General features: G+C 71.1%; 17 protein-coding genes and 2 pseudogenes. 5 read left to right on the top strand and 14 right to left on the bottom strand.

Going from position 1 to position 17,994, the window contains the following annotated elements; translation table 11 throughout:
* Positions 1 to 33: 33 nt before the first annotated feature.
* The 10 genes from argH to ABZU52_RS22500 form a co-directional block, all read right to left on the bottom strand.
* Positions 34 to 1,497 carry an argininosuccinate lyase gene (argH, locus tag ABZU52_RS22545; protein WP_354972963.1) on the bottom strand — a complete coding sequence of 488 codons (1,464 nt, stop codon included), beginning with the start codon at positions 1,495 to 1,497 and terminating at the stop codon, positions 34 to 36.
* Positions 1,497 to 2,036: an arginine repressor gene (locus tag ABZU52_RS22540; protein ID WP_354972962.1), complete on the bottom strand. Its 540-nt coding sequence runs from the start codon at positions 2,034 to 2,036 to the stop codon at positions 1,497 to 1,499. Before ABZU52_RS22540 ends, argH begins: the two co-directional genes overlap by 1 nt.
* A complete protein-coding gene (gene argF / locus ABZU52_RS22535; RefSeq protein WP_354972961.1) occupies positions 2,033 to 3,001 on the bottom strand; it encodes an ornithine carbamoyltransferase in 969 nt (322 codons plus the stop codon). Before argF ends, ABZU52_RS22540 begins: the two co-directional genes overlap by 4 nt.
* Positions 2,998 to 4,227, bottom strand: coding sequence for an acetylornithine transaminase (locus ABZU52_RS22530; RefSeq protein WP_354972960.1), 1,230 nt, complete (start codon positions 4,225 to 4,227; stop codon positions 2,998 to 3,000). The genes argF and ABZU52_RS22530 overlap by 4 nt, the downstream gene beginning before the upstream one ends.
* Positions 4,224 to 5,129 carry an acetylglutamate kinase gene (gene argB / locus ABZU52_RS22525; RefSeq protein ID WP_354972959.1) on the bottom strand — a complete coding sequence of 302 codons (906 nt, stop codon included), beginning with the start codon at positions 5,127 to 5,129 and terminating at the stop codon, positions 4,224 to 4,226. The genes ABZU52_RS22530 and argB overlap by 4 nt, the downstream gene beginning before the upstream one ends.
* Positions 5,126 to 6,298, bottom strand: coding sequence for a bifunctional glutamate N-acetyltransferase/amino-acid acetyltransferase ArgJ (gene argJ, locus ABZU52_RS22520; RefSeq protein WP_354972958.1), 1,173 nt, complete (start codon positions 6,296 to 6,298; stop codon positions 5,126 to 5,128). The genes argB and argJ overlap by 4 nt, the downstream gene beginning before the upstream one ends.
* Before the next feature lie 55 nt (positions 6,299 to 6,353).
* Positions 6,354 to 7,355, bottom strand: a complete 1,002-nt coding sequence (argC, locus tag ABZU52_RS22515) for an N-acetyl-gamma-glutamyl-phosphate reductase (RefSeq protein WP_354972957.1) — start codon at positions 7,353 to 7,355, stop codon at positions 6,354 to 6,356.
* A gap of 115 nt (positions 7,356 to 7,470) precedes the next feature.
* A complete protein-coding gene (locus ABZU52_RS22510) occupies positions 7,471 to 8,040 on the bottom strand; it encodes a kinase (protein ID WP_354972956.1) in 570 nt (189 codons plus the stop codon).
* A 15-nt stretch (positions 8,041 to 8,055) separates the two neighbouring features.
* Positions 8,056 to 8,718: a pentapeptide repeat-containing protein gene (locus tag ABZU52_RS22505; protein ID WP_354972955.1), complete on the bottom strand. Its 663-nt coding sequence runs from the start codon at positions 8,716 to 8,718 to the stop codon at positions 8,056 to 8,058.
* A 189-nt stretch (positions 8,719 to 8,907) separates the two neighbouring features.
* Complete coding sequence (locus tag ABZU52_RS22500) at positions 8,908 to 9,189, bottom strand: hypothetical protein (RefSeq protein ID WP_354972977.1); 282 nt, start codon at positions 9,187 to 9,189, stop codon at positions 8,908 to 8,910.
* 367 nt (positions 9,190 to 9,556) lie between these two features.
* Between ABZU52_RS22500 and ABZU52_RS22495 the strand changes: the two genes are divergently transcribed.
* The 4 genes from ABZU52_RS22495 (at position 9,557) to ABZU52_RS22480 (ending at position 12,717) form a co-directional block, all read left to right on the top strand.
* Positions 9,557 to 10,723 carry a helix-turn-helix domain-containing protein gene (locus ABZU52_RS22495; RefSeq protein WP_354972954.1) on the top strand — a complete coding sequence of 389 codons (1,167 nt, stop codon included), beginning with the start codon at positions 9,557 to 9,559 and terminating at the stop codon, positions 10,721 to 10,723.
* 10 nt (positions 10,724 to 10,733) lie between these two features.
* The gene (locus ABZU52_RS22490) at positions 10,734 to 11,444 is read left to right on the top strand and encodes a 5-formyltetrahydrofolate cyclo-ligase (RefSeq protein ID WP_354972953.1); all 711 of its coding nucleotides are present in this window, start codon (positions 10,734 to 10,736) and stop codon (positions 11,442 to 11,444) included.
* Between the two features lie 101 nt (positions 11,445 to 11,545).
* On the top strand, positions 11,546 to 12,217 hold the full coding sequence (locus ABZU52_RS22485) for an HAD family hydrolase (protein WP_354972952.1): 672 nt from the start codon (positions 11,546 to 11,548) through the stop codon (positions 12,215 to 12,217).
* The gene (locus ABZU52_RS22480; RefSeq protein ID WP_354972951.1) at positions 12,211 to 12,717 is read left to right on the top strand and encodes a DUF523 domain-containing protein; all 507 of its coding nucleotides are present in this window, start codon (positions 12,211 to 12,213) and stop codon (positions 12,715 to 12,717) included. Before ABZU52_RS22485 ends, ABZU52_RS22480 begins: the two co-directional genes overlap by 7 nt.
* A gap of 241 nt (positions 12,718 to 12,958) precedes the next feature.
* Here the strand turns inward: ABZU52_RS22480 and ABZU52_RS22475 are convergent, their stop codons facing one another.
* The 4 genes and pseudogenes from ABZU52_RS22475 to ABZU52_RS22460 form a co-directional block, all read right to left on the bottom strand.
* Positions 12,959 to 13,399 carry an NUDIX hydrolase gene (locus tag ABZU52_RS22475; RefSeq protein WP_354972950.1) on the bottom strand — a complete coding sequence of 147 codons (441 nt, stop codon included), beginning with the start codon at positions 13,397 to 13,399 and terminating at the stop codon, positions 12,959 to 12,961.
* A 281-nt stretch (positions 13,400 to 13,680) separates the two neighbouring features.
* Positions 13,681 to 16,227 carry a phenylalanine--tRNA ligase subunit beta gene (pheT, locus tag ABZU52_RS22470; protein WP_354972949.1) on the bottom strand — a complete coding sequence of 849 codons (2,547 nt, stop codon included), beginning with the start codon at positions 16,225 to 16,227 and terminating at the stop codon, positions 13,681 to 13,683.
* 40 nt (positions 16,228 to 16,267) lie between these two features.
* A complete protein-coding gene (gene pheS / locus ABZU52_RS22465) occupies positions 16,268 to 17,338 on the bottom strand; it encodes a phenylalanine--tRNA ligase subunit alpha (protein WP_354972948.1) in 1,071 nt (356 codons plus the stop codon).
* 214 nt (positions 17,339 to 17,552) lie between these two features.
* Positions 17,553 to 17,908: pseudogene (locus tag ABZU52_RS22460) on the bottom strand (RNA methyltransferase); the annotation flags it as partial.
* Between ABZU52_RS22460 and ndhC the strand changes: the two are divergent.
* Positions 17,900 to 17,994, top strand: a pseudogene (ndhC, locus tag ABZU52_RS22455) (NADH-quinone oxidoreductase subunit A); the annotation flags it as partial. The pseudogenes ABZU52_RS22460 and ndhC overlap by 9 nt on opposite strands.

Genomic DNA, 17,994 nt, shown 5'->3' with positions numbered 1-17,994 from the left:
CGCCGGCGGCCAGCGCCGACGCCACGGCACGGCTCAGCGCGGGACGACCCGTTCGGTGGCCCACTCCCGCCAGCTGACCAGCCGGTCCGCCGCGGCGGCGAGCTGGTCGGCGACCGGGCCGGGGCCGGTGGAGCCGGGGGTGGTCCGGGCCGCGAGAGCCGAACGGACCGAGAGCACGTCGCGCACCGACGGGTCGAGGTGCCCGCTGATCGCGGCGAGGTCCTCGTCGGAGACGTCGTTCAGCTCGCACTCCCGAGCCGCGCAGAGCGCCACCAGCTGACCGGTGATCTCGTGCGCGTCGCGGAACGGCACGTTGCGTCGGACCAGCCAGTCAGCGACCTCGGTGGCGAGGGAGAAGCCGACCGGGGCGGCGGCGACGAGGCGGTCCACCCGGACCGTCATCGTGGAGATCATTCCCGCCAGGGCGGGAAGCAGCAGCTCCAGGGTGTCGACCGCGTCGAAGGCCGGCTCCTTGTCCTCCTGCATGTCCCGGTCGTAGGTCATCGGCAGGCCCTTGAGCATGGTGAGCACCGTCATCAGGCCGCCGACCAGACGCCCGGACTTGCCCCGGGCCAGCTCGGCGATGTCCGCGTTCTTCTTCTGCGGCATGATCGACGAGCCGGTGGCGAACGAGTCGTCAAGCTCCACCCAGCCGAACTCGTGCGAGGTCCAGAGCACCACCTCCTCGCCGAGCCGGGACAGGTGCACCCCGATCAGGGCGGTGGTGAAGAGGAACTCGGCCACGAAGTCCCGGTCCGCGACGGCGTCCATCGAGTTGGCGAACGACGTCCGGAAGCCCAGCTCCTTGGCCACCGCCAGCGGGTCCAGCGGGAGCCCGGAACCGGCCAGGGCGCCCGCGCCGAGCGGGCTGATCGCCGCCCGGTGGTCCCAGTCGCGCAGCCGCTCCAGATCGCGCAGCAACGGCTGCACGTGGGCCAGCAGCCAGTGCCCGAAGGTGACCGGCTGGGCGTGCTGGAGGTGGGTCATCCCCGGCGCGGCGGTGTCGACGTGCCGCTCGGCCTGCTCGACCAGCGCCTCCGCGAGCTCGACCAGGCGGCTGGCCACCCCCCGGGCGTGGTCGCGCAAGTAGAGCCGCAGGTCGGTGGCGACCTGGTCGTTGCGGGACCGGCCGGCGCGCAGCTTGCCGCCGAGGCTGCCGAGCCGCTCCAGCAGACCGCGCTCCAGCGCGGTGTGCACGTCCTCGTCGTCGATGGTCGGGCGGAACGCCCCGGAGGCGCAGGCGGCCTCCAGGTCGTCCAGCGCGGCCAGCATCCGGCCCAACTCCTCCGGGTCGAGCAGGCCGGCGCCGGCCAGGACCCGGGCGTGCGCCCGGGAACCCGCGATGTCGTACGGGGCCAGGCGCCAGTCGAACTGCACGCTCACCGACAGTCGGGCGAGCGCCTCGGCCGGGCCGCCCGCGAATCGGCCACCCCAGAGGCTCGTCCGGTTGGTGGCGGCGCTGTTCTCGGTCAGGCTCTTGTCGTCCACGACGCTCATCATTGCGCTGCTTGCCTTTCGCTCGCGACTGCGGGGTTGCCTTCCACGGTGTCGTCCCGGCGGGCCCAGCCGGCGAGCTTCTCTCCGAGTGCGGCCCCGCCGACGGCCTCACGGGCCACGACGAGGATGGTGTCGTCGCCGGCGATGGTGCCGACGATCTCCGGCAGGCCCGCCCGGTCCAACGCGCTGGCCAGGTACTGGGCCGCGCCCGGTGGCGTCCGCAGCACCGCGATGTTGCCGCTGGAGTCGACGCCGTTGAGCAGTTCGCGCAGCAGCCGTACCAGCCGGGCCGGCGCGGCCTCGGCGTCGCGCAACGGTCGCTGGCCGTCCTCGGGGATCAGGTAGACGGCCGGGCCGTCGCCGCCGCGCACCTTGACCGCGCCCAGCTCCTCCAGGTCCCGCGAGAGGGTGGCCTGGGTGACGCCCACGCCGTCGGCGGCGAGCAGGTCGGCCAGCTCGGTCTGCGACCGGATCGCCCGGTCACGGATCAGCTCCACGATCCGGGCGTGCCGGGCCGCGCGAGTCAACGGCGCGGTCATCGCTGCCCGCCGGTGAAGGTGCCGCCGGTCGCGGTTTCCCCCGCCGCGGTTTGCAGCAGGAACGTCAGCAGCGCCTTCTGGGCGTGCAGCCGGTTCTCCGCCTGGTCGAAGACCGCGCTCTGCGGGCCGTCGAGCACCTCGTCGGTGATCTCCTCGCCGCGGTGCGCGGGCAGGCAGTGCAGCACGATCGCGTCCGGCGCGGCCTGGCCGAGCAGTTCCTTGTTGACCTGGTACGGCAGGAACGGGGTGACCCGGTCCAACCCGTCGGACTCCTGCCCCATCGACGTCCAGGTGTCGGTGGCCAGCACGTGGGCGTCGCGTACCGCCTGGGTCGGGTCGGTCAGCACCCGCACCGACCCGCCGGTCTCCGCCGCGATCTGCGCGGCCCGTTCCACCACGGCCACGTCCGGTGCGAACCCGGCCGGGCCGGCGATCCGGACGTGCATCCCGGCCGTCGCCCCGGCCAGCAGGTACGACTGCGCCATGTTGTTCGCGCCGTCCCCCACGTACGCCAGGGTACGCCCGGCCGTGCCGCCGCACCGCTCCCGAACGGTGAGCAGGTCGGCCAGCAGCTGGCACGGGTGGAAACCGTCGGTGAGCGCGTTGACCACCGGCACACTGGCACCCGCGGCCACCTCGGCGATCCGCTCGTCACCATGGGTCCGCAGCACGATCGCCGCGACGTAGCGGGACAGCACCCGCCCCGCGTCGGCGAGGGACTCACCGCGGCCGAAGTGGGTGACCTGGGTGTCCACCACGAGGGGGTGCCCGCCCAGCTCGGCGATCCCGGCGTCGAACGAGATCCTGGTCCGCAGGCTCTGCTTGTCGAAGAGCACCGCCACCGAGCGGGGGCCGAGCAGCGGCCGGTGGCCGAACCGGTCCGCCTTCATCCGCGCCGCCAGGTCCAGGACCGCGGCCTGTTCGGCGGGCGAGAGGTCGTCGTCGCGGAGGAAATGTCGGGTCATCGAGTCGTCCCCGTCGTGGTGATCAGAGTGGATGGTGCGATCTCCGCGCCGGCGGCGGCCGGGGCGGTCGCGTCCAGCGCGGCGGGCAGCGCGGCGAGGAAGGTGTCCGCCTGGGCGGCGGTGAGGATCAGCGGCGGGGCCAGCCGCACCACGCCCGGCTGCACCGGGTTGACCAGGAAGCCGGCTTCCCGAAGCGCCTCGGCCAGCACCGACGCCACCGGCGCGGTGAGCGCCACGCCGAGCAGCAGACCGGCGCCGCGGACCCCGGCGACCAGCGGGTGGTCCAGCGCCTCGATACCGCGACGCAGCCGCTCACCGACCCGCTTGACGTTGTCGAGCAGGCCCTCGTTGGCGATGGTCGCCACCACGGCGAGCGCCGCCGCGCAGCTGACCGGGTTGCCGCCGAACGTGGTGCCGTGCGAGCCGGGGGTGAGCAGGTCCGCGGCGGGACCGAAGGCCAGCGTGGCGCCGATGGGCAGCCCGCCACCCAGCCCCTTGGCCAGGGTGACCACGTCCGGCTCCACCCCCTCGGCCTGGTGCGCGAACCAGTGCCCGGTGCGCCCGACGCCGGTCTGCACCTCGTCGAGGACCAGCAGCGCGCCGTGCCGGGCGGTGATCCGCCGGGCCGCGGCGAGGTAGCCGGCCGGCGGGACGAGCACGCCGTTCTCACCCTGGATCGGCTCCAGGATCACCATGGCGGTGGCGTCGGTGACGGCCGCGTCGAGGGCTGCCACGTCGCCGTAGTCGACGTGGGTCACCTCACCGGGAAGCGGCCGGAACGGGTCGGCCTTGGCCGGTTGACCGGTCAACGCGAGGGCGCCCATGGTGCGGCCGTGGAAGCCACCCCGGGTGGCCACCACGTGGGTGCGGCCGGTACGCCGGGAGAGCTTGAACGCCGCCTCGTTCGCCTCCGCGCCCGAATTGGCGAAGAAGACCCTGCCCGGTCGGCCGGCGAGCGCCAACAGCAACTCGGCCAGGGCGACCGGCGGCTCGGCCACATAGAGGTTGGAGACGTGCCCGAGGGTCGCGACCTGCTTCGACACCGCCGCCACCACCGCCGGATGGGCGTGACCCAGGGCGTTGACCGCGATGCCACCCACCAGGTCGAGGTACTCCCGGCCGGCATCGTCGACCACGACGGCACCAGCGCCGGAGACCAACGCCAACGGCGGCGTGCCGTAGTTGTCCATCATGGACTGCTTCCACCGCTGCGCCAACGTACTCATGTCGCGTCCGTCCCGTCTCCCGGCACCACCATCGTTCCGAACCCTTCCGAGGTGAACACCTCAAGCAACGTGGAGTGCGCCACCCGACCGTCCACGACGTGCGCGGCGGGCACTCCCCCACGCACCGCCCGCAGGCAGGCCTCCATCTTCGGCACCATCCCCGACTCAAGGCTGGGCAGCAGCTTCGCCAGGTCGTCCGCGGCGATCTCGGAGACCAGGCTGGTGGTGTCCGGCCAGTCGGCGTACAGACCGGCCACATCGGTGAGCACCACAAGCTTGCGGGCCCGCAACGCGATGGCCAACGCCGCAGCGGCGGTGTCCGCGTTGAGGTTGTGCAGCACCCCCTCCAGGTCCGGCGCCACCGTGGAGATCACCGGAATCCGACCGGCCTCGATCAGGTCGGTCACCGCGGACACGTCCACCGACTCGACGTCACCGACCTGGCCCACGTCGACCGGCACCCCGTCCACGTACGCCGGCCGACGCACCGCGGTGAACAACCGGGCGTCCTCGCCGGAGAGGCCAACGGCGTACGGACCGTGCGAGTTGATCAGCCCGACCAGTTCCCGGCCCACCTGACCGACCAGCACCATCCGGACCACGTCCATCGCCTCGGCGCTGGTCACCCGCAGACCACCCCGGAACTCACTGGCGATGCCGAGCCGACCCAGCATCGCGGAGATCTGCGGACCACCGCCGTGCACCACCACGGGCTTGATGCCCGCGTAGCGCAGGAAGACCATGTCGGCCGCGAACGCCCGCTGCAACTCCGGATCGGTCATCGCGTTGCCGCCGTACTTCACCACCACCGTCGAGCCGGAGAAGCGCGCCAGCCAGGGCAGGGCCTCGATCAGCGTCTCCGCCTTGACCTGGGCGCGAGCCAGATCGCTGCTGAGACTCATGTCGAGTACGCCGAGTTCTCGTGCACGTACGCATGCGACAGATCGTTGGTCCAGATCGTGGCGGCCGACGTACCCGCGTGCAGGTCGATCCGGATGGTCACGTCCCGCCCGGTCAGGTCGACCTTCGAGCGGTCCTCGGCGGCGGCGCCGCCCCGGCACACCCACACCCCGTTCACCGCCACGTCCACCTCGTCCGGCTCGAACGCGGCGGCGGTGGTGCCGACGGCGGCGAGGATCCGACCCCAGTTGGGGTCGTTGCCGAACAGCGCCGTCTTGACCAGGTTGTTGCGGGCCACCGTACGACCCACCTCGACCGCCTCGTCCTCGGTCGCGGCGCCCACCACGTCGATGGCGACCTGCTTGGTCGCGCCCTCGGCGTCGGCCACCAACTGCTGGGCCAGGTCGTGACAGGCCTCGGTGACCGCGGCGGCCAGCTCGGCCGGCGTCGGCTCGATGCCGCTCGCGCCACTGGCCAGCAGCAGCACGGTGTCGTTCGTGGACATGCAACCGTCGGAGTCGACCCGGTCGAAGGTGACCCGGGTCGCGGCGCGCAGCGCCTCGTCCAGCGTCGCAGGCCCGGCCACCGCGTCGGTGGTGAGCACACAGAGCATGGTGGCCATCCCCGGAGCGAGCATCCCGGAGCCCTTGGCCATGCCGCCGACGGTCCAGCCACTCCCCCGGGCCACCGTCGTCTTCGGCCGGGTGTCCGTGGTCATGATCGCCTCGGCGGCGGCCAGACCACCGTCGCGGGACAGCCCGCGGATCGCCGAGCGGACGCCCGGCAGCAACTTCGGCATCGGCAGCCGCTCACCGATCAGGCCGGTCGAGCAGACCGCGACCTCGCCGGCACCGAGGATCAACCGTGGGCTGACCGAGGTCAGCACGGCGGCGGCGTGCTCGGCGGTGGCGTGCGTGTCCTGGAAGCCCGCCGGACCGGTGCAGGCGTTGGCGCCACCCGAGTTGAGCACCACGGCGCGGACCACACCGCCCTGCACGACCTGCTGGCTCCACAGCACCGGCGCGGCCTTGACCCGGTTGGTGGTGAAGACACCGGCCACACCAGCGTCCGGGCCGTCGTTGACCACCAGGGCGACGTCCGCGCCGCCGCTGGCCTTGAGGCCGGCGGCCACACCGGCCGCCCGGAACCCGCGAGGGGTGGTGACACTCACGGTGCCTGCCTTTCGTTCGCGACTGCGGGGCTCCGCTGCGCTGCACTCCTCGCGCTCACGGGGCAACTCCCCACGTCGACAGGCCCGTCGTCTCCGGCAGGCCCAGCATCAGGTTGGCATTCTGTACGGCCTGACCGGCGGCGCCCTTGCCCAGGTTGTCCAACGCGCTGAGCACGATCAGACGACCCGAGTCGACGTCGACGGTGGCCTGCAGGTGACACGAGTTGGAGCCCAGCGTGGCGGCGGTGTGCGGCCAGCGGCCCTCCGGCAGCACCTGCACAAACGGCGCGTCCGCGTACGCCCGCGCCAGCACCTCCTGCGGGTCCACGCCGCGCGCCGGCGCCGCGGTGACAGTGGCCAGGATGCCGCGCGGCATCGGCGCCAGGACCGGGGTGAACGACAAGCCGGTCGCACCGGTGGCCTGCTTGATCTCCGGGACGTGCTGGTGGGTTCCCACCCGGTACGGCGACAGGTCGCCCATCACCTCGCTGGCCAGCAGGTGCGGCTTGGCCGCCCGGCCCGCGCCGGAGGTGCCGGAGGCGGCGACCACCACCACGTCGGCGGGGCTGGCCGCGCCGTCGGCGATCAGCGGCGCGAGCGCCAGGGTGATCGCGGCGGCGTAGCAGCCGGTGTTGGCCACCCGGGTGGAGCCGGCGATCAGCTCCCGCTGGCCGGGCAGCTCGGGCAGGCCGTAGGTCCACTGCCCGGCGTGCGTGCCGCCGTAGTACTGCGCCCAGGCGTACGGGTCGGCCAGCCGGTGGTCGGCGCCCAGGTCGACGATCCGCACCTCGGCCGGAAGCTGGGCCGCGAGGGCTGCCGACTCGCCGTGCGGCAGCGCGAGGAAGATCAGGTCCGCGTCGGCCAGCGTCGACGGATCGGTCTCGCCGAGCACCAGGTCCAGGCCGGTGAGTTGCGGGTGCACCACATCGACGCGGTGCCCGGCCTGACTGTGCGCGGTGGCGGCGACCAGGTCGAACTCCGGATGCCCGGCGATCAGGCGCAGCAACTCGCCTCCGGCGTACCCGCTCGCACCGGCGACCGCGACTCGGATCCCCATACCCACCTCCGCATGACTATGCAGCGAAGATTAACAAGGACGACTCACGAGTGCAAGTTCATGCAGCCTAGTGCATGGTAATGAATAGATCGACTGCATGAGAGCCGGCTGAGCTCTATCGGGACGGAACGTTCGGTGGCAGGTCGTCGTCGCGTCCGGTCTGGGGTAGCCCAGTCACAGCGGCGATGGTCTCTACGGCTTCGTTCAGTCCGGTGGTCTCGGGGAGGACGAGTTCGTCGGGCCAGTCCAGGACGTCATGGGCGGCGTACCAGCCGCTCATGTGCTCGGCGGTGAACTCAGTGGCCTGCGGGCGGGTGAGGTGCCGGCGCAGGGTCTCGGCTAGGGACACGTCGAGGTAGCAGAACAGCGACCGGCCGCGGTGGTCGTCCCGCAGGGCGGTCAGCATGCTTCGGTAGCGGCTGGTGTGCATGATGCCTTCCAGCACCACGTGGTAGCCGTGGTCCAGCGCGAACCGAACGGTCTGCGCGATCAACGCCGGCGCCGCGCCGCCGGGCTTGTCCCGCTCGCGCAGCAGGACGCGGCGCAGGTAGTCCTGCTCGACCAGGGCGCAGCCCCGGCCGTGCCGGCGTCGTAGCTCGCGGGCGATGCTGCTCTTGCCGGAGCCGGAGTTGCCCCGGATGCAGACGAGGATCGTGTCCGGGCTGCCGGTGGGTTCAGCTAGCACGATGCCTCCTCGGCTTCAGTGGTTGCGGACGGTGAGGTTGAGGGCGGCCACGGTCAGCTGGGTGAGGTCAGGAAGTTGGTCCTCGCCGAGGGTGACGCCACGCAGGTTGTCCAGCGGCGTCTTGAGGCCCCGGAGCCGGCTGCCCCGCAGGTCGGTGCCGTCGAGGTGGCAGGAGTCCAATTCCAGGCCGGTGAGGTCACAGGACCGCAGCGCGATGCGAGGTAGTCGGCATGAAGACCACGCGCCGTTAGTGAGAGTGCAGTCGGTGAAGGCGACCGAGCCGGCGGCGGTGACGCGGTGGAAGGTGGCGTAGTCGAAGCGGCACTCGTCGAACAGGACGTCCTTGAGGCGTACGTCGGTGAGTCTGGTGCCGGTGAACCGGGAGCCGGTGATCGCGCACCGTTCGATGGTGATGCCGGTCAGGGTCGCGCCGGAGAAGTCGGTGCGGGTGATCTCGCAGCCGTAGAGGCTGCCGGCTTCCCAGGTGCTCTCGCTCAGGTCCACGCCGGTGATCAGACTGCTGCGGATGCTGACGTCCTCAAGGTGCGAGCCGTGCCACGCTGCGCCCTCGACGCGGGCCTCGGTGAGGCCGCCGGCCAGGTCCGTCGTGGTGTCGAGGTCGTCCGGTTCGAGGTCCGGCAGCAAAACCTTCACGTCGCCGATCGTGGTGGTGCGCATGTGTCCTCAACCTGTCATGGAGGCAAAGGGCTCGCCACCTCGCGCGTCGGATGTGCCCCGCCGGCAGGTCACTCTTTCCAGTTGCCCCGGCCAGGCTGGCTGTCCAACTTCCCTTTCACATCTGTGGTCTGCGGTACAAGGGGGGTGCAACGTCGCGGCGCTCGCCGGCAATGTCGAGCGGGAGGCCTCTCATGCTTCTGTCTCCTCGGGCCGCGAAGAGCCGATCTCAGTCACCCGGTAGGAGCGGGTGTGTCGGGCGGGCCAGCCAAGGAACCGATCGAACATGTCACTGCCGCAACCGGTGGTGGTGGGGTTGAGCTTATGCAGGTCGTCGATGGCGTCATGGAGCAGACTGGCCAGGTAGAGGAACAGGCTGACCGGGTTGCCGTCGTACTCGGCGACGAGGGCGAGCTTCGCCCGGCCACAGGGCCAGGGTTGGCCGCAGGCACGGCAGAGCCAGATCGGACGCAGCGGGGCGTGATCTCTGGGCCCGGAGTCGAGGCGTTGGGCTTGGGTAAGGCGCGTGGGCTCTTCGTGGGTCCCGGCGGCAACAGACGCTCCGGTGGAATCAAGCCGGTCTCGCTCCTGGGCGCTCACTTCTCTCTCCACTCAGTAGGTCGGGCTGGGCATGGCAGCGGAACGGGCGGGAGCTCGCGTAGTCGCCACGCCTTGCACAGCGGCTTCTCCTCTCACCCGTTCCGGCCGTGCGTCTACACAAGCCCCGGCGGTCGCTGGTGCCCAGCGCGGCAACGGCGCAGAACTGACGCATCCCCATTGCGTCACACGGTGTGAGCTGGATGAATGGACCGTGACGGATGGCGGCGAAGGGAGGCGGCACGTGGCGGATAGGCGTCGGCACCGGCTTGCCCAACGCCGCAAGACGATCGGCCTGAGCCAGGAGCGCCTCGCCGAGACCCTCGGCGTCGACCGCTCCACCATCGTGCGTTGGGAACGGGCGGAAACAGACCCCCAGCCCTGGCACCGGCCGCGACTCGCCGCAGCCCTCAAGCTGTCGATCGAGGAACTCGCCGACCTCCTGGCCGACGTCGGCCAGGCACCGTCACCGCCCGACGAGCGTCTCGGCTACGTGCTGCACAATCCCGGCCGCGTCGACCTGATCGCTGTGGCGTACCTGAGGGAGCGCGTGCGGCGACTCGACGAGCGCTACGACCAGACGCCCTCGACGCTCCTGCTTGCCGAGGCTGGGCAACTACACGGTCAGGCAATCTTCCTTCGCCAGCACGCCAGCAACGGGCCGGTCCAGCGCGAGCTGGCGGCAGCAGTCGCCGAGTCCGCGACGTTGATGGGTCAACTCGTCTGGGACGCCTCGCAGCGGCACGACCATGTCGTCAGCGCCGCCTACTTCGACGAAGCGATCAGCGCAGCCCAGGAAGCACGAGACCCGGTCACCGAAGCTAACGCCTTGCTCCGCAAGAGCTACCTCGCCCTCTACGGCACCAAGCAACCCAACGCCGGCCTTGTACTGACGACCCGCGCCGCCGCCGTCAGCCACAGCGACAGTCACGTCATCGCCGGCCTCGCCCAACTGCATCGGGCCGAGGCACACGCGATGCTCGGTCAGGCCGGGGACTGCTCCGACGCTCTCGGTACCGCTGAGGCTCACTTCGCCGCCGTCGACGCTCAAGATCCGGCTACCGACATCTTCTGCCCCAGCCACTACACGAGGCTCGCGGGCTCCTGCTGGCTCTCCCTCAACAAGCCAGACCAAGCAGTGCCAGCGCTCGAGAACGCCCGACAACTGATCGCCGCACGCCGCAAGTCCACCGCCGTCGTTTTCGGCAATCTCGCCCTCGCCAGCATCCTTCAACGCGACATCGACGCCGCAACGTCCTACCTGCATCAGGCCATCGACGTCATCGAGCGGACCCGTGCCGGCGGTGGACTCACCGTCACCTTCGCCGCCGCCCGACAGCTACGCCCCTGGCGCAACGAGCCCTCGGTCCAGGACGTGAACGACCGACTCCTCGCACTCATGAGCCCGTAGGAGCACCAAGGTGACCGACATCGACCGTGCCAAACACGCCGTTCGGCAACACGTATGGGACCTCCTTGAACGTGATGGCGCCGCCCCACTTGGCGTGCACGGTCACATCCCCGACTTCGTCGGCAAGGAAGAGGCCGCAGCCCGCCTCGCGGAACTGGACGTATGGAAGAAGGCCCGAGTGATCAAGTGCAACCCGGACCGGGCACAACTTCCCGTCCGGGTACGGGCACTGCAGGAAGGCAAGCTGCTCTACATGGCGGTACCGAGACTCGCCACCCCCAAGCCCTTCTATCTACTCGACCCCGCCAGCCTCACCGCACCAATCGAGACCGCAGCTACGAGTAGCGGTGCGCCGCAGGTCGCTCCCACCGTGGGACCCGCCGAGATGCGCCCGGTGGACCTCATTGTCTGTGGCAGCGTCGCTATCAGCCGCCACAGCGGCGTGCGGGTCGGCAAGGGCGCCGGCTACTCCGACCTGGAGATCGCTCTCCTCACCGAGGCCGGACTCGTCACCACCGAGACCGCCATCGCCACCACGATCCACCAGATCCAGCTACTCGACGATGAACTGCCCGACGCGGACCATGACTTCAGCGTCGACTTCGCGATCACACCGAACGAGGTAGCGGCTTGCAGACCCGATCGGGGACGGCCGTCCGGCATCATCGGATCGAACCTTCGGCAAGATCAGCTCGACAGCATTCCCATACTGCGCGCCTGAAGACGGCAGAGTGCCGGCTGTGCCGGTCTGTGATGGCGGCTTCGGCACGAGGGGTGCCTGGAGACCGACCGGGGTCAGATCCGCTCGGGTAGCGTCTCACTGTGTATCAGGCGATCTTGCTGGACCTGTACGGCACGCTCGTACACGATGATGAAGGCTCGGTCGATGACGTCTGCGTGCAGGTAGCAGATTTGATCGCAGTCGATCCGTTTGCTATCGCGGCGGAGTGGTCCCGACGGCTGGAGGCCAGCGCCGAGATGGCGTATGGGGCCGGTTTTCGTACGCTCGCAGACCTGACGCTCGGCAGCCTCGCCGAGGCCGTGGCGAACTTCGGGGCATCCGTGGATGTTGAGCCGATCTGCCGGAAGCAACTGCACTCCTGGCGTCATCCACCGTTGTACGACGACAGCCGACCGTTCCTTGATGCTGTGAAGGTGCCGGTGTGCCTGGTGTCCGACGTCGACCAGGACGACCTGACGGCGGTGCTGCGGTGGCACGGCGTCGCCGTCGCCGCCGCGGTGACCAGCGAAGAAGCCCGCGCATACAAGCCCCGCCCTGAACCGTTCCAGCTCGCGCTGGCCCGCCTCGGCCTGGGCCCCGGCGACGTGATCCACATCGGTAACTCCGCATCGTCCGATGTTGCCGGAGCCGCCGCTCTGGGTATCGACACGGCATTCCTCGACCGTGCTGGAGGCGGCCTGCCGCCAGGGGTCACGGCAACCTACACCGCGGCGACGCTGACGGCGCTGCTGCCCCAGGTGTTGCCATGTTGAAAATCCTGGTCAGCGGCTGCCTGGGCGGCGCACCGATCCGGTTCAACGAGACCGGCGTGCCGGTCGCCTCTCCGATCTGGCAGCGGTGGGCTTCTGAAGGGCGCCTCGTGTCGCTGTGTCCAGAACTGGCCGTCGGATTCCCGGTGCCGCGCCCGCCAGCCGAGATCGTCGGCGGCAGCGCGGCCGACGTTCTCGACGGCCGCGCCCAAGTACACGAAGCATCGGGCCGTGACGTCACCGAACTGTTCCAGGCGGCGGCGCAACGGGCGGTCGACAAGGCACTGCGGGCCGGCGTCGGGCTGGCCATCCTGGTTGACGGCAGCCCTACCTGCGGTAGCACCTACGTTCACGACGGAACCTTCACCGGCGTCACCGTCGCGGGGCGTGGCGTCGCGGCCGAGGCGTTGCGCCGCCGGGGCATCCCTGTGTTTCCTCACTACGACCTGGACAGGGCAGCGGCTGCGCTGGCGGAGCAGGAACGGCAGCACGGCAACGGCTGACGCCCGCTCGTCGCAGCGTGCGGTATCACCTAACGCACTCACATCGGCCCAGATGCGCGCGTCGGCTCATCCGCCGCCGTCGCCATCGGGGTCTACGGAGGTTGACTGAGCGACCATGCGCTGATCGCGCCCTCAGCAGTTTGCCGCCAGCAAAACCGTGGGGTCGGCCAAGCGGAACCCGCACCTTGCCGTAGCCGATCCAAGTTCAGACCCGGCCCAGCGATGGTCTGACCAAGCTGCCCTACACCGAGAGCAGGGCCTCCTTGTTGGAGGTGATGAACTCGGTCAGCCCTTCCGGCTTGAGATCCACTGCAGGCAGCTTCTCGAGCGTCACTCGATCAAGCTGATAGTCACCACGCGATGGATCATCGAACTCCGGCCCGCTTCGAGCAGCCTCCCGCAGCTCAAGTAGCCGACAGACGAAGAAGTGCTGCACGGAAACACCTTCACCAGCCGGGATGGTGAACAGGAACACCTGGGCGAACCGATCGGCCGAGGCACCGAGTTCCTCCTGCAGCTCCCGACGAAGCGCTGCCTCCAGGGATACATCCGTCGACTCCACGCCACCACCCGGCGTCGTCCAGTACGGCACCTGGCCTGGCTTGATCCGCTTGATCAGCACGAGGCGGTCGTCCTCGTCCACAAGAATGGCCCGCACCGACCTACGCACGATCCGACGCACAACCAACCCCTATCCACACTCGACGGGATGCACTGGCGGCAACACACCCATTCGATCTTCGAGCCTGACCGATGGCATCACACCGCGTCCCACCGATGCCGCCCCGGTCCAACGGCTCCCGAGCACCCACCGAGCCACCACCGTCGACACGGGGACACGAAAAAGGCCCCGACCCGGTGTGAACCGCCAGGTCAGGGCCTTGATCGTTGGTGCGCCGCCAGGGACTCGAACCCCGAACCCGCGGATTAAGAGATCGCGGGCCGGGGCCGGGCCGACCCCCGTCAGGCGCCGCGCAGGGTGGCGCCGAGGCGTTCCGCCGCGACGGCGACCGCCGCGTCCCGTGCCGCGACCGCCTCCTCGACGGTGAGCGTCCGGTCCGGTGCCCGGAAGGTGAGCTTGTACGCCAGCGACCGCCGACCCTCGCCGAGCTGCGCGCCGGAGTACACGTCGAACAGCCGCACGTCCTCCAGCAGCTCGCCGGCGCCCGCCTCCAGCGCCCGGCGCACCTGCTCCGCCGGCACCGAGTCGTCCACCACCAGGGCCACGTCGATCAGTGCCGGCGGGAAGCCGGAGACCGTCGGCGCGGGCGTCACCGGGGTCGGCGGCAGTGCGTCGAGGTTCAGCTCCATCGCGCAGGTGCGGCGGGGCAGCTCCAGCGCCGCGACCACCACCGGGTGCAGCTCCCCGGCGTGCCCGACGACCGAGCCGTCGACCCGCAGCTCGGCGCAGCGACCCGGGTGCCACGGGGCGTACTCGGCGGCGCGCACCTCGACCCGCTCGTCCGGGATTCCGGCGGCGGCGAGCACGTCACGGCCCGCCTCGATCGCGTCCGCCCAGCCGGCCGGTCGACCCGGACCCCACCAGCCGGCCGGGTCCAGGTCGCCGGAGAGCACCACCGCGGCGTGCACCGGCTGCTCCGGCACCACCGCGTCGGCGGCCGCGAACTCCTCGTCGGTGGGGCGCCGGTCCACGCCCATCGCCGGCGGGCTGCCGGCGCCGACGCGCGGGTGGAAGACCGCGCCGATCTCGTAGAGGGCGAGGTCGCGGTGACCCCGGCCGAGGTTGCGCTTGAGGATGCCGAGCAGCGGGCCGAGCAGCGTGGTGCGCAGCAGCGGCTCCTCCTCGGACAGCGGGTTGGCCAGCCGCACCGCGGGCCGGCGGGGGTCGTCGGCCGGCAGGCCGAGCTGGTCGGCCAGCTCCGGAGACACGAACGGGTGCGCGAGCACCTCCACGTACCCCCGCTCGGCGAGCGACGTCGCGACGGCCCGGCGGCGACGCTGTCGCGGGGTCAGACCGCGCCCCGGAGGCGCGGTCGGCAGCACCGACGGCACCTTGTCGTACCCGTCGAGGCGGACCACCTCCTCGACCAGGTCGGCCGGGTCGGTCAGGTCGGGCCGCCAGGTCGGCGGGGTGACGCTCAGCACCGTCCCGGCGCCGCTGGCCACGCCCACCGCGCCCGGGTCCTCGGACAACCGGTCCGCGCCCTGCGCGACCGTGCAGCCCACCTGCTCCAGCAGGGCGACGACCCGCGCCGGCGGGTACTCGACGCCGACCCGCCGGGTCGGCAGGTCCGCCGGCAGGGTGATGGGGGTACGCGGCCGGACGTGGTCGATGTCCAGGATCTCCGCGCTCGGGGTGCCGCCGCCGTGCTCGGTGAGCAGCCGCACGGCGCGCTCCAGCGCGACCAGCGCCACGGCCGGGTCGACGCCCCGCTCCCAGCGCTTCGCGGCCTCGCTGAACAGCTTGTGCCGGCGGGCGGTGCGCCCGACCATCGCCGGGTCCCAGTGCGCCGCCTCGAACAGCACGTTCCTGGTGCTGGCGACGACCTCGCTGGTCTCGCCGCCCATCACCGCGGCGAGGGAGATCGGGCCAGTGTCGTCGCAGATGACCATGTCGTCGGCGGTCAGCACCCGGTTGACCCCGTCCAGGGTGGTCAGCTTCTCCCCCGCCTCGGCGCGACGGACCACCAGCGGCCCGGCGATCCGGTCGGCGTCGAACGCGTGCATCGGCTGGCCCAGCTCCAGCATCACGTAGTTGGTGATGTCGACCGGCAGCGAGATGCTGCGGATGCCGGCGGTGACGAGCCGCTGGGCCATCCAGGACGGGGTGGGCGCGGTCGGGTCGATCCCACGGACCAGGCGGGCGGTGAACCGGTCGCAGCCGACCGTGTCGCGGACCTCCACCGGGTACGGCGGCGTCTCGGTGCCGCCCGGAGCCGGCACCAGGGCCGGGTCGCGCAGCGGCGCGTCGAACGCGTGCGACAACTCCCGGGCCAGACCGCGCAGGCTCAGCGCGTACCCCCGGTCGGGGGTGATCTCCAGATCGAGCACCACGTCGTCGAGGCCGACCACCGGGCGCGCGTCGTCACCCGGCTTGGCCGTCACGTCCGGCCCCAGCACGATGATGCCGGAGTGGTCGTCGCCCAGGCCCAGCTCCTTCGCCGAGCAGATCATGCCCGCCGAGTTGTGCCCGTACGTCTTGCGGGCGCCGATGGCGAAGCCGCCGGGCAGCACACCGCCGGGCAGGATCACCACCACCCGGTCACCCGGGGCGAAGTTACGCGCACCGCAGACGATCTCCTGCGGCTCGCCGGTGCCGTTGGCGTCGCCCACGTCCACCCGGCAGAACCGGATCGGCTTCTTGAAGCCGGTGAGCTCCTCGATCTCGCGCACCTCACCGACGACCAGCTGGCCGGTGACGCTCTCGCGCAGGTCCACCACGGACTCGACCTCGATACCGAGGTCGACCAGGGCCTGCTCCAGGTCACCGGTGGGCAGGTCGGCGGGGAGGTCGACGTACTCCCGCAGCCAGCTGACAGAAACTCGCATGACTTCAGACCACCGTTCCCGTGTCTCGTACCCGCATCGCCTACGCCCCGGTCCCGAGCGCGCGGCTGAACCGCACGTCGCCCTCGAAGAGATGGCGGATGTCGCTGACCCCGTGCCGGACCATCAGGGTCCGGTCGATGCCCATGCCGAAGGCGAATCCGGAGTAGACCTCCGGGTCGACGCCGCAGGCGCGCAGCACCCGCGGGTTGACCATGCCGCAGCCGCCCCACTCGACCCACTGCGGGCCGTCCCGGTGCTCCGGGAACCACACGTCGAACTCCGCCGACGGCTCGGTGAACGGGAAGTAGTGCGGCCGCCACCGGGTCTTCGCCTCCGGGCCGAACATCGCGCGGGCGAAGTGGTCCAGCGTGCCCCGCAGGTGCGCCATCGTGATGCCCTTGTCGACCACCAGGCCCTCGGCCTGGTGGAACACCGGGCTGTGGGTGGCGTCGATCTCGTCGGTGCGGTAGACCCGACCGGGCACGATCACGTAGATCGGTGGCTTGCGGCTGAGCATGGTGCGGGTCTGCACCGTCGACGTGTGCGTACGGAGAACAAGGCCGGAGCCATCGGCGGGTGCGATGTGGAAGGTGTCCATCAAGCCCCGGGCCGGGTGGTCGGCGGGGATGTTCAACGCGTCGAAGTTGACCCACTCCAGGTCGACCTCGGGCCCCTCGGCCACCTCGTAGCCCATCCCGACGAAGAGGTCGCTGATCGACTCCATCAGGACGCTCAACGGGTGCCGGGCGCCACGGGGACGCCTGTCGTAGGGCAGTGTGACGTCCACCCGCTCCTCGACCAGCACCCGTTCGGCCTGCTCGCGCTCCACCACCTCGGCGCGGTCGGCGTACGCGGTCTCGATCGCCCGGCGGGCCTCGTTGACCCGCTTGCCGGCGTCGGACTTCGCGGCCGGCGGCAGCGCGCCGATCTCCCGACGGGCGAGCGAGACCGGGGACCGGTCACCCAGGTGCACCGGGCGCAGTGCGGTCAGCGCGTCCGGGTCGGCGGCGGCCTCGAACGCCTTCGTGGCGTCCGCGACGGCCTCGGCCAGGGCGGCGGGGTCGAGCAGGGCGACCTGCTTCGGGTCGTACGGATCGTTGCGGTAGCTCATGGCGTACGGGCACTCCCTCACGGCGGCGCCAGCCCTCTGCGGGGCGGCTAAGCGAGTCTACGGACGCGCGGCTGTGCCGCAGCCCGCCGGTAGGAGTTGCGCAGGGAGCAGGGTCAGGCCCGCCGCCCGCCGACACCGGCGGGCTGGCTAAACGAACGCCGTGTCGCGTTCATGGACGGACGCTCTCCCCTGCTGTCGGTCGCGCCGGAGGCGATCACCTCAGCGCTGTGCTCTCGCTGAAGCGTACAGGCAGACCGCCGCGGCGGCAGCCAGGTTGAGGCTCTCCGCGCGCCCGTACAGCGGCACCCGGACCCGGGCGTCGGCGGCAACGGTCAACTCCTCCGGCAGGCCGTGCGCCTCCGAGCCGAACAGCCAGGCGGTCGGCCCGACGAGCCGGCCGTAGTCGATCAGGTCGTCCAGGTCGCTGTCGCCGTACCCGGTGGTCGCGAAGATCGACAGGCCGGCGGCGCGCAGCGCGTCGACCACCGCGACCGGGTCCGGCGCGCGCACCACGTCGACGTGGAAGAGGCTGCCGGCGGAGGCCCGCACACACTTGCCGTTGTGTTCCTCTTCCCCTGGGCGGTGGTGTTCGACCGGCCCGGCTTCGGTCTGGTGACGGTGGTGGAGATGGCGGTGTTCGTGGCGGTGCTCGCGCT

The sequence above is a fragment of the Micromonospora sp. NPDC005220 genome, from assembly GCF_040607895.1.
Classification (GTDB): Bacteria; Actinomycetota; Actinomycetes; order Mycobacteriales; family Micromonosporaceae; genus Micromonospora.
The sequence above is the reverse complement of the archived record's forward strand: the minus strand, read 5'-3'. Positions and strand labels throughout refer to the sequence as shown.

What these genes read in the sequence shown, in the direction of transcription:
- pheS (WP_354972948.1), bottom strand. Translation starts at nt 17,338, where the DNA reads ATGAGCTACCGCAACGATCCGTACGACCCGAAGCAGGTCGCCCTGCTC.
- pheT (WP_354972949.1), bottom strand. Translation starts at nt 16,227, where the DNA reads ATGCGAGTTTCTGTCAGCTGGCTGCGGGAGTACGTCGACCTCCCCGCC.
- ABZU52_RS22540 (WP_354972962.1), bottom strand. Translation starts at nt 2,036, where the DNA reads ATGACCGCGCCGTTGACTCGCGCGGCCCGGCACGCCCGGATCGTGGAG.
- argC (WP_354972957.1), bottom strand. Translation starts at nt 7,355, where the DNA reads ATGGGGATCCGAGTCGCGGTCGCCGGTGCGAGCGGGTACGCCGGAGGC.
- ABZU52_RS22505 (WP_354972955.1), bottom strand. Translation starts at nt 8,718, where the DNA reads ATGCGCACCACCACGATCGGCGACGTGAAGGTTTTGCTGCCGGACCTC.
- argB (WP_354972959.1), bottom strand. Translation starts at nt 5,129, where the DNA reads ATGAGTCTCAGCAGCGATCTGGCTCGCGCCCAGGTCAAGGCGGAGACG.
- argF (WP_354972961.1), bottom strand. Translation starts at nt 3,001, where the DNA reads ATGACCCGACATTTCCTCCGCGACGACGACCTCTCGCCCGCCGAACAG.
- argH (WP_354972963.1), bottom strand. Translation starts at nt 1,497, where the DNA reads ATGAGCGTCGTGGACGACAAGAGCCTGACCGAGAACAGCGCCGCCACC.
- ABZU52_RS22480 (WP_354972951.1), top strand. Translation starts at nt 12,211, where the DNA reads ATGTTGAAAATCCTGGTCAGCGGCTGCCTGGGCGGCGCACCGATCCGG.
- ABZU52_RS22530 (WP_354972960.1), bottom strand. Translation starts at nt 4,227, where the DNA reads ATGAGTACGTTGGCGCAGCGGTGGAAGCAGTCCATGATGGACAACTAC.